16 protein-coding genes are annotated in these 14242 nt (G+C 46.3%); 11 read left to right on the plus strand and 5 right to left on the minus strand.

The features are described 5' to 3' along the window. A partial coding sequence (locus DMO16_RS24970; RefSeq protein WP_241840583.1) for an MDR family NADP-dependent oxidoreductase occupies positions 1 to 609 on the minus strand: 609 nt, incomplete at its 3' end. A gap of 176 nt (positions 610 to 785) precedes the next feature. On the opposite strand from DMO16_RS24970, the gene DMO16_RS16745 reads away from it, so the two are divergent. The 6 genes from DMO16_RS16745 (at position 786) to DMO16_RS16770 (ending at position 5321) form a co-directional block, all read left to right on the plus strand. Next, positions 786 to 1631, plus strand: coding sequence for a GNAT family N-acetyltransferase (locus DMO16_RS16745; protein ID WP_129478721.1), 846 nt, complete (start codon positions 786 to 788; stop codon positions 1629 to 1631). A gap of 18 nt (positions 1632 to 1649) precedes the next feature. Then, the gene (locus tag DMO16_RS16750; protein WP_061973292.1) at positions 1650 to 2093 is read left to right on the plus strand and encodes a GNAT family N-acetyltransferase; all 444 of its coding nucleotides are present in this window, start codon (positions 1650 to 1652) and stop codon (positions 2091 to 2093) included. A 53-nt stretch (positions 2094 to 2146) separates the two neighbouring features. Next, on the plus strand, positions 2147 to 3115 hold the full coding sequence (locus tag DMO16_RS16755; RefSeq protein ID WP_061973294.1) for a YbgA family protein: 969 nt from the start codon (positions 2147 to 2149) through the stop codon (positions 3113 to 3115). A 61-nt stretch (positions 3116 to 3176) separates the two neighbouring features. Next, positions 3177 to 3671, plus strand: coding sequence for a Crp/Fnr family transcriptional regulator (locus tag DMO16_RS16760; RefSeq protein ID WP_061973296.1), 495 nt, complete (start codon positions 3177 to 3179; stop codon positions 3669 to 3671). Between the two features lie 96 nt (positions 3672 to 3767). Next, the gene (locus DMO16_RS16765) at positions 3768 to 4277 is read left to right on the plus strand and encodes a hypothetical protein (RefSeq protein WP_129478723.1); all 510 of its coding nucleotides are present in this window, start codon (positions 3768 to 3770) and stop codon (positions 4275 to 4277) included. Positions 4278 to 4343: 66 nt separating this feature from the next. Continuing rightward, positions 4344 to 5321 carry an HD domain-containing protein gene (locus tag DMO16_RS16770; RefSeq protein ID WP_129478725.1) on the plus strand — a complete coding sequence of 326 codons (978 nt, stop codon included), beginning with the start codon at positions 4344 to 4346 and terminating at the stop codon, positions 5319 to 5321. Positions 5322 to 5441: 120 nt separating this feature from the next. Here DMO16_RS16770 and DMO16_RS16775 read toward each other — a convergent pair whose 3' ends face one another. The 3 genes from DMO16_RS16775 to DMO16_RS16785 form a co-directional block, all read right to left on the minus strand. Next, the gene (locus tag DMO16_RS16775) at positions 5442 to 6134 is read right to left on the minus strand and encodes a queuosine precursor transporter (protein ID WP_129478728.1); all 693 of its coding nucleotides are present in this window, start codon (positions 6132 to 6134) and stop codon (positions 5442 to 5444) included. A gap of 206 nt (positions 6135 to 6340) precedes the next feature. Beyond that, the gene (gene ald, locus DMO16_RS16780; RefSeq protein WP_061973306.1) at positions 6341 to 7474 is read right to left on the minus strand and encodes an alanine dehydrogenase; all 1134 of its coding nucleotides are present in this window, start codon (positions 7472 to 7474) and stop codon (positions 6341 to 6343) included. Positions 7475 to 7610: 136 nt separating this feature from the next. Beyond that, a complete protein-coding gene (locus DMO16_RS16785; RefSeq protein ID WP_061973309.1) occupies positions 7611 to 8852 on the minus strand; it encodes a PucR family transcriptional regulator in 1242 nt (413 codons plus the stop codon). Between the two features lie 169 nt (positions 8853 to 9021). Between DMO16_RS16785 and DMO16_RS16790 the strand changes: the two genes are divergently transcribed. The 3 genes from DMO16_RS16790 to DMO16_RS16800 all read left to right on the plus strand — a co-directional run bounded on the left by DMO16_RS16790 (position 9022) and on the right by DMO16_RS16800 (position 11823). Next, the gene (locus DMO16_RS16790) at positions 9022 to 10728 is read left to right on the plus strand and encodes a M3 family oligoendopeptidase (protein WP_061973312.1); all 1707 of its coding nucleotides are present in this window, start codon (positions 9022 to 9024) and stop codon (positions 10726 to 10728) included. Between the two features lie 205 nt (positions 10729 to 10933). After that, positions 10934 to 11479, plus strand: coding sequence for a DUF420 domain-containing protein (locus tag DMO16_RS16795; RefSeq protein WP_129478730.1), 546 nt, complete (start codon positions 10934 to 10936; stop codon positions 11477 to 11479). 104 nt (positions 11480 to 11583) lie between these two features. Continuing rightward, positions 11584 to 11823 (plus strand): hypothetical protein, encoded by a 240-nt coding sequence (locus DMO16_RS16800; protein WP_129478732.1) that lies wholly within the window; start codon positions 11584 to 11586, stop codon positions 11821 to 11823. A 52-nt stretch (positions 11824 to 11875) separates the two neighbouring features. Here the strand turns inward: DMO16_RS16800 and DMO16_RS16805 are convergent, their stop codons facing one another. Then, positions 11876 to 12496 carry an NAD(P)-dependent oxidoreductase gene (locus DMO16_RS16805; protein ID WP_129478734.1) on the minus strand — a complete coding sequence of 207 codons (621 nt, stop codon included), beginning with the start codon at positions 12494 to 12496 and terminating at the stop codon, positions 11876 to 11878. A gap of 127 nt (positions 12497 to 12623) precedes the next feature. Here DMO16_RS16805 and DMO16_RS16810 point away from each other — a divergent pair, with 127 nt between their 5' ends. Next, on the plus strand, positions 12624 to 13496 hold the full coding sequence (locus DMO16_RS16810) for an NAD(P)-dependent oxidoreductase (protein ID WP_129478736.1): 873 nt from the start codon (positions 12624 to 12626) through the stop codon (positions 13494 to 13496). Positions 13497 to 13521: 25 nt separating this feature from the next. Continuing rightward, a complete protein-coding gene (locus DMO16_RS16815) occupies positions 13522 to 13899 on the plus strand; it encodes an SLAP domain-containing protein (RefSeq protein ID WP_129478738.1) in 378 nt (125 codons plus the stop codon). Positions 13900 to 14242: the final 343 nt, after the last annotated feature.

Genomic DNA, 14242 nt, shown 5'->3' on the forward strand with positions numbered 1-14242 from the left:
GGCCTCGCGGTAGTTGACCACGGCGTCAAAGCCCAGTTCATTTTTCAGGTAATTCACTTTTTCTTCTGATCCGGCAATGCCGACGACCCGGGCGCCTTTAATTTTGGCGATTTGGCCGACGGTGCTGCCCACTGCCCCGGCTGCCCCGGATACTACCACGGTTTCCCCTTCCTGCGGGTTACCGATATCAAGCAATCCGAAGTAGGCGGTAAGGCCAGGCATGCCAAGGATGCCAAGATTGGTCGTAATCGGAGCGAGCTCAGGATCAAGCTTGCGTACTTCCTGTTCTCCTGCAGTGGTGTAAAGAGCCCATGGCAGATTGCCGATGACCAGGTCTCCCTCCTCAAATTCGCCTGAGCGGGACTGGACCACTTCGGCAACAATTCCCCCACTGACATGCTGATTTAATTCAAACGGTGGTACATAGGATTTTGTGTCATTCATTCTTCCCCGCATATAAGGGTCTACAGATAGGTACAACGTTTTAAGCAGTACTTGACCGTTTTGCGGTTCTGGAATCTCGATGTCTTCAAATGTAAAGTTCTCCATGGAAGGCATACCTTTAGGACGGCTTGTTAATAAGATGTGCTGATTTTTTTGTTCTGTCATATCTTCTTCACCAAACCTTTCATCTATTATTATTGCAATGCCTCTTAGCCATCATAAAGGGAAATTTACAGGAAAGCCAATGAATTTGCTTTTTCAAGGGTAAAAGAAGGTTTGCTCCGTTCTGTCAAAGAACTAGTTAAGGATTGTGCAAAAATGAGTAAGAAGGTGGTGGGAAAATGAAGCTGGAATCTTACAGCAATATAAACGAATTTTATAGAGCTGCTGAACCATTTTTGATGAAGCAGGAAGCAGCCAGCGGCAATATGCTATCCAGCTGCATGAAACAACTAGATAAGCAATCAACTATACATAATCCGCCTTTTCTGTGCTGTGTGAAGGAAGATAAGGATATTCGGCTTGCGGCGTATATGGCGCCCCCAGGTCCTCTGCAGCTATTTGGAGAGGAAGAAGGGGTAGAATCCGTCGTTCACAAGCTGATTGATGAGGACTGGGGCATTGTACGGCTTTCCGCTCCTGCTGCACTGGCCCATACGTTTGCAGAAGAGTGGATTCTTCAAACCGGTAATTCGTACCGCGTGATGTCGAGTATGAAGCTCTATGGAACAGCTAATATTTCATTTCCCTTAAGCTGCGGTGGGGAGCTCCGGAAAGCAGCTCCGGAAGACAGGGAAACGACAGGAAGGTGGCTGTATGAGATGGGTATAGAAAACCGCTCATTGCTTAAGAAGAATGAAGCATTGGAAAAGGCAAAAGAAATGATAGGGAAGGATAGCATCTATTTATGGGAAAATGAGAAGTCCGAACCTGTCAGTATGGCTGCACTAACCCGGCAGACTCCAAGCACGATGACGATTAATATGGTGTATACTCCGCAGGAACAAAGGAGAAAAGGCTATGCCAGAGCATGTGTAGCGAATCTCAGCAAACGGTTGCTTGAAACAGATATCACTTATTGCACCCTTTATGCCGATGGATCGAATGCCGCTGCGAACGAGTTATACAGCAGCATTGGCTACCAGGAGATTGAACAGTACACAGAGCTGAGTTTCAGCCAAAGATAATCAAAAGGAGAAATGAAGATGGAAGCGATCATTCGAATGAGTAAAAAGGCAGATGCACCACAGTTAAAGGCGCTCATGCTTGAATATATTGTGGATTTCTACAAGAGCCCGAAGCCGGCTGATCAGAAGCTGGATGACTTGGTTGCTGTTCTATTGGAGAGAGAAAAAGGGCTTCAGTTTGTAGCCGAACAGGATGGAGTTCTTAAGGGATTTGCCACGCTTTATTTTACATACAGCACCACACGGGCAGATAAAATCACGGTTATGAATGACCTCTATGTGGCAGAGGACAGCCGGGGAACCAATGTGGCCACCGGTTTATTTCAAGCCTGCAAGAAGTATACCGGCGAAAACGGGTATGCGGCCATGCTTTGGGAGACCGCACAAGACAACCACAGGGCACAACGATTTTATGAAAAAATGGGCGGGCACAAAGGCGATTTTCTCACGTATTCCATTTAAATCCTTTATATTTGGGACACAATGCTCTTATGTTGATAAAAAGGAGTATTGCCATGGGAGCATATGCAAAGCCAAGGCTTGTGGTCAGCCGGTGTCTGGAGTTCGATAACTGCCGGTATAATGGGGATGTCATCCATCATCCGACCATCCGGAAGCTGATGAAATACGTAGATTTTTTAACGGTTTGCCCTGAAGTGGAAATCGGGCTGGGTACACCGAGAGAAACCATCCGCATCGTTCTGCAGGATGGGGAGCAGCGGTTGGTGCAGCCCAAAACGGAACGGGATGTAACAGCGGATATAGAGCGATTTTCGGATGCATACCTGCAGTCTCTGGAACACATCGATGGTTTTATTTTAAAAAGCCGTTCTCCTTCCTGCGGGCTTAAGGAGGTTAAGCTGTACACCTCAACTGAAAAAGGGCCCGCCGTCGGCTCGAGCAGCGGGCTTTTCGGGGGAAAAGTCCTTAAGAAGTTCGGCCACTTGGCGGTAGAGGATGAAGGCCGGCTGAATAACTTTTTGATCAGAGAACGGTTTTTCACAAAAATTTTTCTGCTTGCCGCCTACAGGGAATTGAAGAAAGAAGGTTCCTTGGAGCGGCTTCATGATTTTCATGAAAACAACAGATATCTGTTTCTGGCTTACAGCCGGCCGACACTGAAGCTGTTAACCCGCATCTTAAAAAACAAGGACCAGCATGCGCAGGATGAACTTTTTTCACTGTATGAAAAAGGGCTGCAGCGCCTATTTCTGCGGACCGCACGATATGATTCAAGCTTGAATGCTGCAAGAGAAATGGTTAAAACCTTTGAAGTGCAATTGAATGAGAGGGAAAAATCACATTTCCTTGAAATGATGGAAAAGGTGGAAGAGAAAAAAGAGCCTTTTTCCAGTGTACTGGCCATGCTGAAATCTTGGGCGTACCGTTTTGAAAACGAAGAGCTGCTTCGTCAGAGCTGGTTTCAGCCATACCCTGAGGATCTGCTTGAAATCTCGGATTCCGGTAAAGGAAGAGATTATTAAAGGGCCAACCGCCTTTATTGACATGGTATAGTTGTAGAAGACTATACAAAGAGGTGGACGCATGTTTTTACATAAAGGAGAAGTGTTATTTCGGCAGGGGGAAAGTGGTCCGCTTTTTGAACTGAAAAGCGGGCTTCTTAAGGTGGTCCGTGTCCATGAGGATGGAACCGCATCTTTGCTTAATTTAATTCTGCCTGGAGAAGTGATTCCCCATCATTCTTTGATCAGCCAGAAGGATTATCATGGAACTGCCATTGCCCTGCTTCCGGCTGAAGTAGAAGTGATTCCGGAAAAGCAGTGGTACAGGGGGCTCTCGGAAAACCCTGAAAAGTACAGGGAAGTGGCGCTTCTGCTGCAAACCAGGCTTCGGATGATGCAGCAGCGCATCGATCAGCTGACGGCGGTTTCAACAAAGGATCGTGTCCTGCTGCTCGAAAGCTGGTTTCAGCAATACTTTCCTGATCTATCGGTGAAGGATGTACTGACGCAAGAGGAAATCGGGCAGTTTGTCGGCCTGCGCAGGGAAACGGTAAACCGGATACTCCGTCACCTTTAAGTCATTATGAAAAAAATCACATAATGTTTTTCCTATATTTTCTTATTTCCTGTCCACACTAATGATGTATCACCCAATAAAAGGAGGATGAACATCATGAAACGTGTGATAATGCTGGCTGCAGCTTTCTGTTTTGGTATCGGCATTTTTGCCGGAGCCCTGGCCGCACATGCTCAAGGTACAAACAGCGAACAGCCTCACCATATGCACAGAGATCATATGTGGAAGCAGCTTGCACCCTACAAGGACAAGCTGCATGAGAAAAACCAGTTGAAGGCGGAGTATTACGGGCTGAAAAAAGAAGCGTTGCTGAAAAAGGATACTCTTTTACAGCTTCATTCAGGAAATCAGCCGGGAAGCTGGCACAAAAATCCGAAAATGAAGCAATATCATCAAAGCATGAGAAAGCTTCATATGGAAATGAAATCGCTCAAGGATAAGGAAAAGGCAGAAAAGAAAAATCTGAAAGCTGCTCTTAAAGCGAAGGATAAAGCAAAAATCGGTTCTCATTTAGACCAGATGCTGCTCATCCAAAAACAGATCAATCATAAGCTGGCCGAGCGAAATAAGATGCTGGACACCATGATCAAAGAAATGAAAAAATAGTAAGAGATCAAAAGGCAGGGCAGCGTCCCTGTCTTTTGCATTGGCTGGAGCGGAGGGAGAAAAAAGATGAAGAATATCTATAGTGACGATTTATATGGGGAATTTGAATTGGAAGACGTATTGTGCCGGTTGATTGAATCGGCTCCCATTCAGCGACTGAAGGGGGTACTGCAGGGCGGAGCAAGCTATTTGGTCTGTCCGGAGTGGAATGTTACCCGGTATGAACATTCCCTTGGAGTCATGCTCCTGATCCGACGGCTCGGTGGAAGCCTTGAAGAACAAATTGCCGGCCTGCTTCATGATGTATCCCATACGGCCTTTTCACATGTGGTGGATACGGTACTGAAACGGTCGGAAGAGGATTATCACGAAGAAATCTTTCACACGGTCATTGAGGATTCAGAAATTCCATCCCTATTGCAAGACTATGGCTACAGTACTGATCTATTGAACGGCGATTTTTTTATTATGGAACAGAATCTTCCCGACCTCTGTGCCGACCGGATTGACTATACACTCAGAGATATGTACCAGCAAGGGAAAATTACGAAGGATGAGACCCTGGCGTTTCTTCGATCCTTGAGCGTTCATGAAGGAAAACTGTATGTACGGTCACTGGAGGATGCCCGCTGGTTTGTGGAAATCTACTATAAAGAAGTGATTGAGTACTTTCTTCATCCCCTGAACGTGTACAGCTATGAGGCTCTTTCCTCCATTTTGAAAAGAGCTCTTGAATGCAAGATCATTACCATGCCGGACTTTTTACTGGATGACGCTGGTTTGCTGCAAAAAGTACAGAAGCATGGGGATGAGGAGATTCAAAGAGCGGTAAATGAGCTGATGAACTTTTCAGGTGAACTGGAGGAAACGGAAGATGACTATGAGATCCACAGAATCAGCAAGCTCCGGTTGATTGATCCTCTTGTCATGCAGGATGGACGGTTGGAGCGGGCATCCGTTCTGTCGGAGGAAATCCGTTTGATGAATCAAGCAGCGCGCGAATTGGCAACAAAAGGAGTTTATCTCAGAGTGAAGGTTAGTTAGTGCAAGATTTGTTGTTTTGAGAGAGCTGGAAGAAGGAGCTGGGGTGGTTACTTGCGGTTCGACAAAGAATACTTGCATATTACGTCATTTTCATAAATTCAAAAAAAGCGAAGCCCCGACTCAGGCTTCGCTTTTTTCTGTCTTAAATTTAAAGCTTCTTGCAATATAAATAACGGGAGTCGAAGCTGCCGATACAATAAATTTAAGTAAATAGGTGGTAATGAAGATTTCAAACCATACATTCCACTCGTACACGCCGGCAAAGGCGATGGTACAAAATACGAGAGAATCGATCAGCTGGCTCAGCAGCGTGCTTCCGTTGTTCCGGATCCAGAGCTGTCCGTATCCGGGAAAGGCCGCCTTCAGCATGGAATACAGTCGCACATCAATAAACTGGCTGATCAGATAGGCAGCAAGGCTGGCAGCAGCAAGACGAGGCATCAACCCGAACAGTGTTTCCATCGGCGTTTGAGCAATATCGCTCTGTGCCGGTTCAAAAAACAAGGCCATCTGCATGATGATCGTCGTCATGATCAGGGTGAAAAATCCAAACCAAACCGCTTTTTTGGCTTCTTTCTGACCGTACTTTTCATTCAGCAAGTCGGTAGAAAGGTATATTGTGGAATACATAGTATTACCGAGTGTCATCACCAAACCTAACATTTCTATCGTTTTGACGACCTGAATGTTGGCCAAAATGGTGGCTGCACCTACCCAGACATATAAACCCTGCTTTCCGAACACTCGGTAACAGGTTAAAAATAATATAAAGTTCACGAGGGCGAACAAAATGCCATAGTAAACGTTAAACACATTAATAACCTCCTAGTTTTGATACAGCGGGAGTTCTCGAACCGCATAGTATTTAGTTTTTGCACAAGGCTTTATTATAGGAGAAACCAAACAAGAAAGCAATGGTGACGCTGATTTCGACAAATTATTTACCGGGAAATATAAGCCTTAACAAAAAAACACCCTCCCCTCTTGGACAAAAGAAGGAAGGGTGTTTCAATTATTCATCAGATTGCCTGGAATGCTTTTTCAAGTGCTGATTCTGCAGAAAGATACTCGTATCCAAGATCTTTAGCTACTGCTTCATACGTGATATGGCCGCCAGCAACGTTTAGACCCAACTTCAATGCCGGATTTGAAAGAACTGCCTCATTCACGCCTTTGTTTGCGATTTGAAGGGCGTAAGGAACAGTCACGTTTGTTAGTGCAATCGTAGAAGTACGGGGCACTGCACCAGGCATGTTGGCCACTGCATAGTGAACCACGCCATGCTTCACATATGTTGGGTTATCGTGAGTCGTGATATGGTCGACCGTTTCAAAGATTCCGCCCTGGTCAATCGCCACGTCCACGATGACAGATCCTGGTTTCATGGACTTGATCATTTCTTCGGTTACAAGCTTAGGCGCTTTTGCTCCCGGAATGAGTACGGCACCGATTACGAGGTCAGACTCGGCCACTGCATCTGCGATGTTCAGCGGGCTGGACATCAAGGTTTGTACGCTCTTTCCAAAAATATCCTCAAGCTGACGGAGACGGTCAGGGTTCAAGTCGATGATGGTTACGTCTGCACCAAGTCCTGCCGCTACTTTAGCTGCGTTTGTTCCAACGACACCGCCGCCGATGACGGTAACTTTCCCGCGTTTTACTCCTGGTACGCCGCCAAGCAAAATTCCTTTTCCACCTTTTGGTTTTTCAAGGAATTGCGCTCCGATTTGAGCGGACATGCGTCCAGCAACTTCACTCATTGGAGTCAGCAATGGAAGTGTGCGATTGTGTTCCACTGTTTCATAGGCGATGGCTGTCACACCGCTTTCGGTAAGAGCAGCTGCAAGCTCAGGCTCGGCTGCAAGGTGAAGATAGGTGAAAAGAATCAATCCGGAGCGGAAATACTTGTACTCGGAAGCAAGTGGTTCTTTTACCTTCATGATCATATCGGATTTCGCCCAGACATCTGCAGCACTGTCGATCATTGTAGCGCCGGCTGAAGCATAATCTTCGTTCGGAAAGCCGCTTCCTTCACCTGCGTTCGTTTCTACCAATACTTCATGTCCTGCTTTTATTAATGGCACAACACCCGCAGGCGTCAAAGCTACGCGATTCTCGTTGTTTTTAATCTCGGTAGGTACACCAATAATCATTGTAAATCCTCCTTGCGCCGTCAAAATGATGGCGTTTTCATTTCTGTGTTTTCAGTATAATCCTTTCTTTTTAAAATTTCTTTGTGGGGAAAAGAAAAAAGAAAGAGAAGCATTTGTGAAATTTCACAAATGCTTCTCAAGAAAAAAGACGCTGTATTTGTAAGTCCAGATAAAGCATCGTTTTCTGGTTCGTATTTTTATAATCAATCTGCCCAACCTCGGCAATACGTTTCAGCCGGTAGGTCAGGGTATTTAAGTGGATGTGCAGCACCGCTGCGGTCTGATGAGCATTGGAGCCGGCTGAAAGATAGGTGTCGAGCGTTTGGTACAAATCTGTCTTGTGGAGCCGGTCATATTCCTGCAATTTGGCAAGTGAGGGATTGTGATAGCGGCTGGCCTGCTGCTGTTCATGGATCACGTCGAGAAATTGATAGATGCCAAGGCTTTCATAGCCAAAAAGGTCTTCTACCCCCTCTGAAAACCGGTCTTTGATCTTGATGACCTGCTGAGCTTCCTTAAAGCTTTTTTCAGTAAGCTGATAGGCATTGTAGACACCACCAAACCCGGCAGTAATCCCCTTGACACCGAATCGTTCAGCCATCTGCTGGGTAAAGGAGCGGATAAATTCCTGCAGGATGTCGCGCAGATCCTCTTTTCGTGACGAGGTCACAAGCATGATCATCTGGTTTTCATCTGCTGCTGTCAGCTGTGCCTTTACGCTTTGGTTTACCGAAGTAATATAGCTTACGTTTTTCCCAAAGGCAGCATCAATTTCCTGAGGGAATTGAAAAATAAGGACAGAGACGGGTGAACATGGCATGATTCCAAGATCTCTCAAACTGTCAAGAATCGCTTCTTCACTATTCATATGCCCGGTTAACAGCTTCCAAAAGAACTCTTGAAGGCTCTCCTGTTTTCTTCTTGAACCTGTATAATGCTGCAGCAGCTGGTTCTTTGCTGATTGTGCCGCCTTCTTTAACAGTTTCAAATCTTCCTCCGCCAAGTGACGGTCGACTTCAAGCGCCCATATGTAGCCGAGAACTTCCTCGTTTTTGCGTATCGAAACCGCTACACGGTCGCCTAGTCCCACCTTTGAAATGGATGAGACACGAAGAGGTTCATCGCTGGACTGCAGACGGGGAATTACTCCATCCCTCCAAAGGCTGTTAATGACTTTTTCCGGTACACGTCGACCGATAATGGTGGCAATCCGTGCGGGGTCTGTGCTGTCTTCATGCGTGCTGTAAGCCAGCAAACGGTGATTGGCATCCTCAATGGTAACCGGGCAGTGAAGAACCTCACTGATAGTATCTGCCAGGTTCTCCAGACTTCCAAATGTCCCCTTGAACGGATCTTGTGGATGAGAAAAAGAGTTCATACGCTACGCTCCTGTAAAAGTACTGTTATCTCTATGATAAAACACCTATTGCTAAAGAAACTAGCTTTTTTATTATTTACCAAAGGATTCACTCCCAACAGCTTCTTCAAAAAAGGAAAAAGCGGGCGTTTTGTTGAATTCAGGACAGGTAGAGAAAGGGGAAGATCATATGAAATTTAGTCAGTTTGAGTATAAACGCCCTGATATGAACCAACTTCAACAGGATTTTCAGGAAAGGCTGAAAAGGTTTGAGTCAGCGCCGTCTTTTGAGGTCCAGGATCAGATATTAACAGAGCTGGTATCGCTGCGTAACCATTTTGAAAGCATGCAAAATATCGTACATATTCGTTACACGAGTAATACAGAAGATGCCTTTTATAAACAAGAACATGATTTTATGGATGAAAATGGCCCGCTTTATCAGGGGATGGTCAGCGACTTCTTCCGTGCACTCGTTAAGTCGAAATATCGAAAAGAACTGGAAAGCCACTGGGGCAAGCATTTATTCAACCTTGCGGATACAGAATTGAAGACATATTCTCCTGAAGTGCTGGAGGATTTGAAACAGGAGAACCGGTTAAAAAGCCAGTATGTGAAGCTGCTTTCTTCTGCTCAAATCGAGTTTCAGGGAAAGAAAAGAACACTTGTCCAATTGATGCCGTTCACCCAATCTCCGGACAGAAACATAAGAAAGCAGGCGGTAAGTGCGCATTTCGGCTTTTTTAATGATCACAGAGAAGAACTCGACAGGATATACGATGACATGGTGAAGCTGCGTACCTCCATCGCCAAAAAGCTCGGGTTTTCAAACTTTGTGGAACTGGCTTATAACCGGCTGAACCGGACCGATTATAACAAAAATATGGTTAAGGTTTTCCGCGATCAGGTGAAAGAACAAATTGTTCCGTTCTGTAACAATCTGCGTGAGAAACAGCGGGTACGCATCGGTGTGGATTCGCTGAAATTTTATGATGAATCCTTCAGCTTTCCAGAGGGCAATCCGAAGCCAAAGGGAGATGCTGAGTGGATTGTGGCTCAGGGGGCAAAGGTATTCAAGGAGCTGTCTCCCGAAACAGATGAGTTCTATACGTTTATGGTGGAAAATGAACTGCTCGACCTGGTCGCGAAGGAAGGAAAGGCACCAGGTGGGTATTGCACGTATATAAGCGAATATCAATCTCCGTTCATTTTTACAAATTTTAATGGCTCCCAGGGTGATGTGCGGGTATTGATGCATGAAGCGGGTCACGCCTTTCAGGTTTACACGAGCAGGGGCTACGAGGTGCCGGAATACCAGTTTCCTACGCTCGAGGCCTGTGAGATTCATTCCATGAGCATGGAGCTGATCACCTATCCGTGGATGGACCGTTTCTTTGGTGAGGATACCGACCGGTTTTTGTATGACCATCTGGCGGCCGCTGTGAAATTTATTCCTTACGGCGTGGCCGTGGATGAGTTTCAGCATTTTGTGTATGAGAATCCGGACGTTTCGCCGCAGGAGAGGAAACAGGAATGGCGCCGGCTGGAGAAGAAGTATTTGCCGCACCGGGATCATGACGGTATACCATTCTTGGAAGAAGGCGGATATTGGCAGATGCAGACGCACATCTACAGGACCCCGTTTTATTACATTGACTACACGCTGGCACAGGTATGTGCTCTTCAGCTCTGGAAGCGCTCGAGGGAAAATCATAAAGCGGCCTGGCAGGATTACCTGGAGCTTTGTGAACAGGGTGGCAGCCTGCCGTTTACCGAGCTCGTCAATATCGCTGGGCTAATGTCTCCGTTTGAAGAAGGCTGTGTTGAATCGGTCATGAGTGAAGTGAGAAAATGGGAAGCACAGATCGATGACAAAACGTTTTTGCAAAAAACATAGTGATAGAGAACACCCCCCCCCCGGCCTTTTTGAAGCCGGGGGTGTTTTATGAAAGGGCTTAGGATTGACATCCATCACAGTGAAATTTGTAGTTTTTTTGACAGATGGTCCAAACCCCCTGTTTCAAGGGGGAGTTAGCTTGGGGTTTATTGTCTACAATGGTAGAATAAGAAGCGACAGTAGATGATTTGAGGAGGACCAAGCTATGAGCGACCATTCGAATTCTGAAGTGAAACAGAGAAACTATACGCCTCTTGTGATCGGGCTTTCAATAGCGATTAACGTTCTTGTTGTTATTTTATTTTTCCTGCCGGCCTACAACGGCCACGTGGCATTTGATGTTCATTTACTGCCGCGCCTGAATGCGATTTTTAACAGCTTTACTTTTGTGTTCTTGCTTGCAGCATTGTTTTTTATCTTAAGAAAGAACATTACGATGCACAAGCGGTTTATTTACGCAGCGTTTACGACCACTTTTTTATTTTTACTCTCGTATGTGACGTATCATTATTTGTCAGAGTCCACAAGCTACGGTGGAGAAGGGCCATTACGGTACATTTACTTCTTTATTCTGATCACTCACATTATCCTTGCTGCATTGATTGTCCCGCTTGCCTTGTTTACACTCGCCCGCGGACTGAATATGCAGGTGGACAAGCATAAGAAAATCGCCAGATGGACCATGCCGCTTTGGCTGTATGTCAGCTTAACCGGTGTTATTGTTTATTTGATGATCTCCCCGTATTATTAAGAAGCAGGAAACGTTCCTGCTTCTTTTTTACATAAAAAGAACCGAATAGCTTTGAGGCAAACGGGTAGTAATAAGAATGAATCCGAAACAAGGAGGAATACGATATGAGCGATCAGCAAAAACTGGAAGATGCGATACTGTATATCAAGGACAGTACGACTTACAGCGAGGACAACATCCGCCTCGTATTGAAAGAGGAAGGTCATTATTTTGAATTGCAGAATGCAGATGTCGACATGGATGAGCTTGTTGTTTATCTGACCAGAAAGACTAACCTCACTGAGCTGGAAGTGAACGATATTTTGGAAAAAGAACTTGAATATTTCGAGGAAACCGAAGAGTAAAACCATAACAGCCCGGCAGGAGAACCTGTCCGGGCTGCTTTTTTATGAAATATCAATACGCTATGCCAACACGGGAATGAAGAAATTCTTCAGAAGATAGCTGCTTATAAGCGAATTGAGCTGTATCTCCTGTGCTGATCTGCTTTCCTTCTAGAGGCAAAAAATCCTTTTCTGTCCGGTAACGGCCGGTTGGCGGCCCGTCTGGCAAATACGTGGGACAAATGATGGTCCAATCCAGGGACGACTCCTTGATGGCAAGGTACGCATCATGATGCTCGCGGGCGGGACGGGTCAATTTCCGTTTGGACTCACTGGATTGATAGCGAAGCAAACCAGGATCCGTAAGGCTGTTCAGAATCCCTGCTGTACCAATTGTCAGCAGGCGCTTGATGCAGCGGTCTTGCATCGCCTTGATCACCAATGGAACAGCTTCCGTAAGAACGGTCCCGCCATCGGAACTGAGCGTGCTGACTACGGCGTCACATCCCTCGATGGCCTGTTCGATGTCTTCTTTCACGGTTGCATCTCCCCTGTACACATGAAACGCGTTCACACCGGACGGAAGTTTTTCCGGGGTTCTCACCAGAACATTCACCTGATGTCCATCCTTGGCTGCAAGGCGGGCGATTTCGTTTCCGACACGGCCGGTCGCCCCAAGTAATAATAATTTCAATGCGTTCTCCCCCTGTTTTGTTCTCTACCATTTACCATACTTGATGTGAGCTTTGTTTAGCAAAAGATTAGTATGTTATCTGTATATTCTCTATAATGAAACCAAGATAATAGAAGGAGGATGAAGCATGAGCAAGAAAAAGACTGTTGGTTTTGTGGGAACAGGCGTCATGGGGAAAAGCATGGCCGCCCATCTGCTAAAGGCAGGACATCCGGTACATATTTATACGAGAACAAAGGAAAAAGCGGAAGACTTGATCAAGCAGGGAGCACAGTGGAAGGAGACGGTTGCGGAAGTTGCGCAAACCTCTCAGGTTGTCATTTCCATGGTAGGCTATCCTTCGGATGTGGAAGAGGTGTATTTTGGGGAAAAGGGCATTCTCGGAAACGCTGAAGAAGGCACCTATTTGATTGACATGACGACCTCCAGCCCCTTGCTTGCACAGAAAATCGATGCCCGTGCGAAGGAATTAAACCTACATGCGCTGGATGCCCCGGTATCAGGTGGGGATGTAGGAGCCCGGGAAGCAAGGCTTTCCATCATGGTCGGAGGAGAAAAGGAAGATTTTGAAGCGGTTTTTCCTGTTTTTGAGTTAATGGGGCAAAATATCGTTTATCAGGGAAAAGCGGGTGCGGGCCAGCATACAAAAATGTGCAACCAAATCGCCATCGCATCGGGCATGATTGGTGTTTGCGAAGCTGTCATTTACGCCGAAAAAGCCGGTTTGGATCCAAACACAGTATTGAAAAGCATTGAATCTGGAGCAGCAGGAAGCTGGTCACTTTCCAATTTGGCCCCGCGGATCATCAACGGAAACTTTGAACCTGGATTTTACGTGAAACATTTTATTAAAGATATGAAGATTGCGCTCGAATCAGCAGGTGAGATGGGGATTTTGACACCCGGATTGCAGCTGGCCAAGGATTTGTACGAGGAGCTGGCCGAAATGGGCGAAGAGAACAGCGGCACTCATGCCCTGTATAAACGCTTAAAGGCCTGAATGGTAAACAGAAGGAGGTGATCGTATGCAGCGTCTTATCTATGAAAGTGCATGGGACAAGACCATCGCAGCACAAGATCGGAAAATGATCGAGGAAATCTTTAATGAGACGTTAGAGGAGAACGGACAAAACGTTGCGTTCCCGCTCATACGCTCCGCATTGAACCATAAAGGAGATCTTCTCGTTACGTGCCTCATTCATAACTTTGGCAGCGAACCGTTCTCCATCGAAGATACAGAGCTAACGTATAAGGAAGACGGTGCGTTGATCGCGGAAATGGCATTTACCACTCCGCAGGTTCAACTGCCTCCCCAAACCAGCATGCCCTGGACCTTTATATTTCCTAAAGCCTTGATTCATAAGGAACCTGCTCATACTGGCGGCAAGCTGGATTTTAAATAGAAAAGGGGATGCCTGAAAGTCAAAAATTGACCTACAGGGATCCCCTTTTTGCGTAAAAAAGCTTAGTGGAAGGTGCGAGATCCTCGAAAATGAACACCGCATTTTCTTCGTGCGATGTATCGCTGCCGAAGCCTTCCTTGTCCTGCGGGACTAGCGTGACAGGTGAGACTAAGGAGGTGCTAGCACCGGTACCGCAGGCGTTCACGCCGTAAGGTAGGCGTTCACGCCGGTAAGGTAGGCGTTCACGCCGGTAAGGTAGGCGTTCACGCCGGTAAGGCTCACCGCACGCCCCGAGAAATTAGGCGCTCGCGCGGTAAAAGCGAGCGGCCTGGAACGAAAATCA

The sequence above is a fragment of the Fictibacillus sp. S7 genome, assembly GCF_004127935.1.
Taxonomy (GTDB): domain Bacteria; phylum Bacillota; class Bacilli; order Bacillales; family Fictibacillaceae; genus Fictibacillus_C; species Fictibacillus_C enclensis.

Excerpts from the sequence above, each read along its gene's own strand:
- DMO16_RS16745 (WP_129478721.1), top strand. The coding sequence starts at position 786 with ATGAAGCTGGAATCTTACAGCAATATAAACGAATTTTATAGAGCTGCT.
- DMO16_RS16750 (WP_061973292.1), top strand. The coding sequence starts at position 1,650 with ATGGAAGCGATCATTCGAATGAGTAAAAAGGCAGATGCACCACAGTTA.
- DMO16_RS16755 (WP_061973294.1), top strand. The coding sequence starts at position 2,147 with ATGGGAGCATATGCAAAGCCAAGGCTTGTGGTCAGCCGGTGTCTGGAG.
- DMO16_RS16760 (WP_061973296.1), top strand. The coding sequence starts at position 3,177 with ATGTTTTTACATAAAGGAGAAGTGTTATTTCGGCAGGGGGAAAGTGGT.
- DMO16_RS16765 (WP_129478723.1), top strand. The coding sequence starts at position 3,768 with ATGAAACGTGTGATAATGCTGGCTGCAGCTTTCTGTTTTGGTATCGGC.
- DMO16_RS16770 (WP_129478725.1), top strand. The coding sequence starts at position 4,344 with ATGAAGAATATCTATAGTGACGATTTATATGGGGAATTTGAATTGGAA.
- ald (WP_061973306.1), bottom strand. The coding sequence starts at position 7,474 with ATGATTATTGGTGTACCTACCGAGATTAAAAACAACGAGAATCGCGTA.
- DMO16_RS16785 (WP_061973309.1), bottom strand. The coding sequence starts at position 8,852 with ATGAACTCTTTTTCTCATCCACAAGATCCGTTCAAGGGGACATTTGGA.
- DMO16_RS16790 (WP_061973312.1), top strand. The coding sequence starts at position 9,022 with ATGAAATTTAGTCAGTTTGAGTATAAACGCCCTGATATGAACCAACTT.
- DMO16_RS16795 (WP_129478730.1), top strand. The coding sequence starts at position 10,934 with ATGAGCGACCATTCGAATTCTGAAGTGAAACAGAGAAACTATACGCCT.
- DMO16_RS16800 (WP_129478732.1), top strand. The coding sequence starts at position 11,584 with ATGAGCGATCAGCAAAAACTGGAAGATGCGATACTGTATATCAAGGAC.
- DMO16_RS16810 (WP_129478736.1), top strand. The coding sequence starts at position 12,624 with ATGAGCAAGAAAAAGACTGTTGGTTTTGTGGGAACAGGCGTCATGGGG.
- DMO16_RS16815 (WP_129478738.1), top strand. The coding sequence starts at position 13,522 with ATGCAGCGTCTTATCTATGAAAGTGCATGGGACAAGACCATCGCAGCA.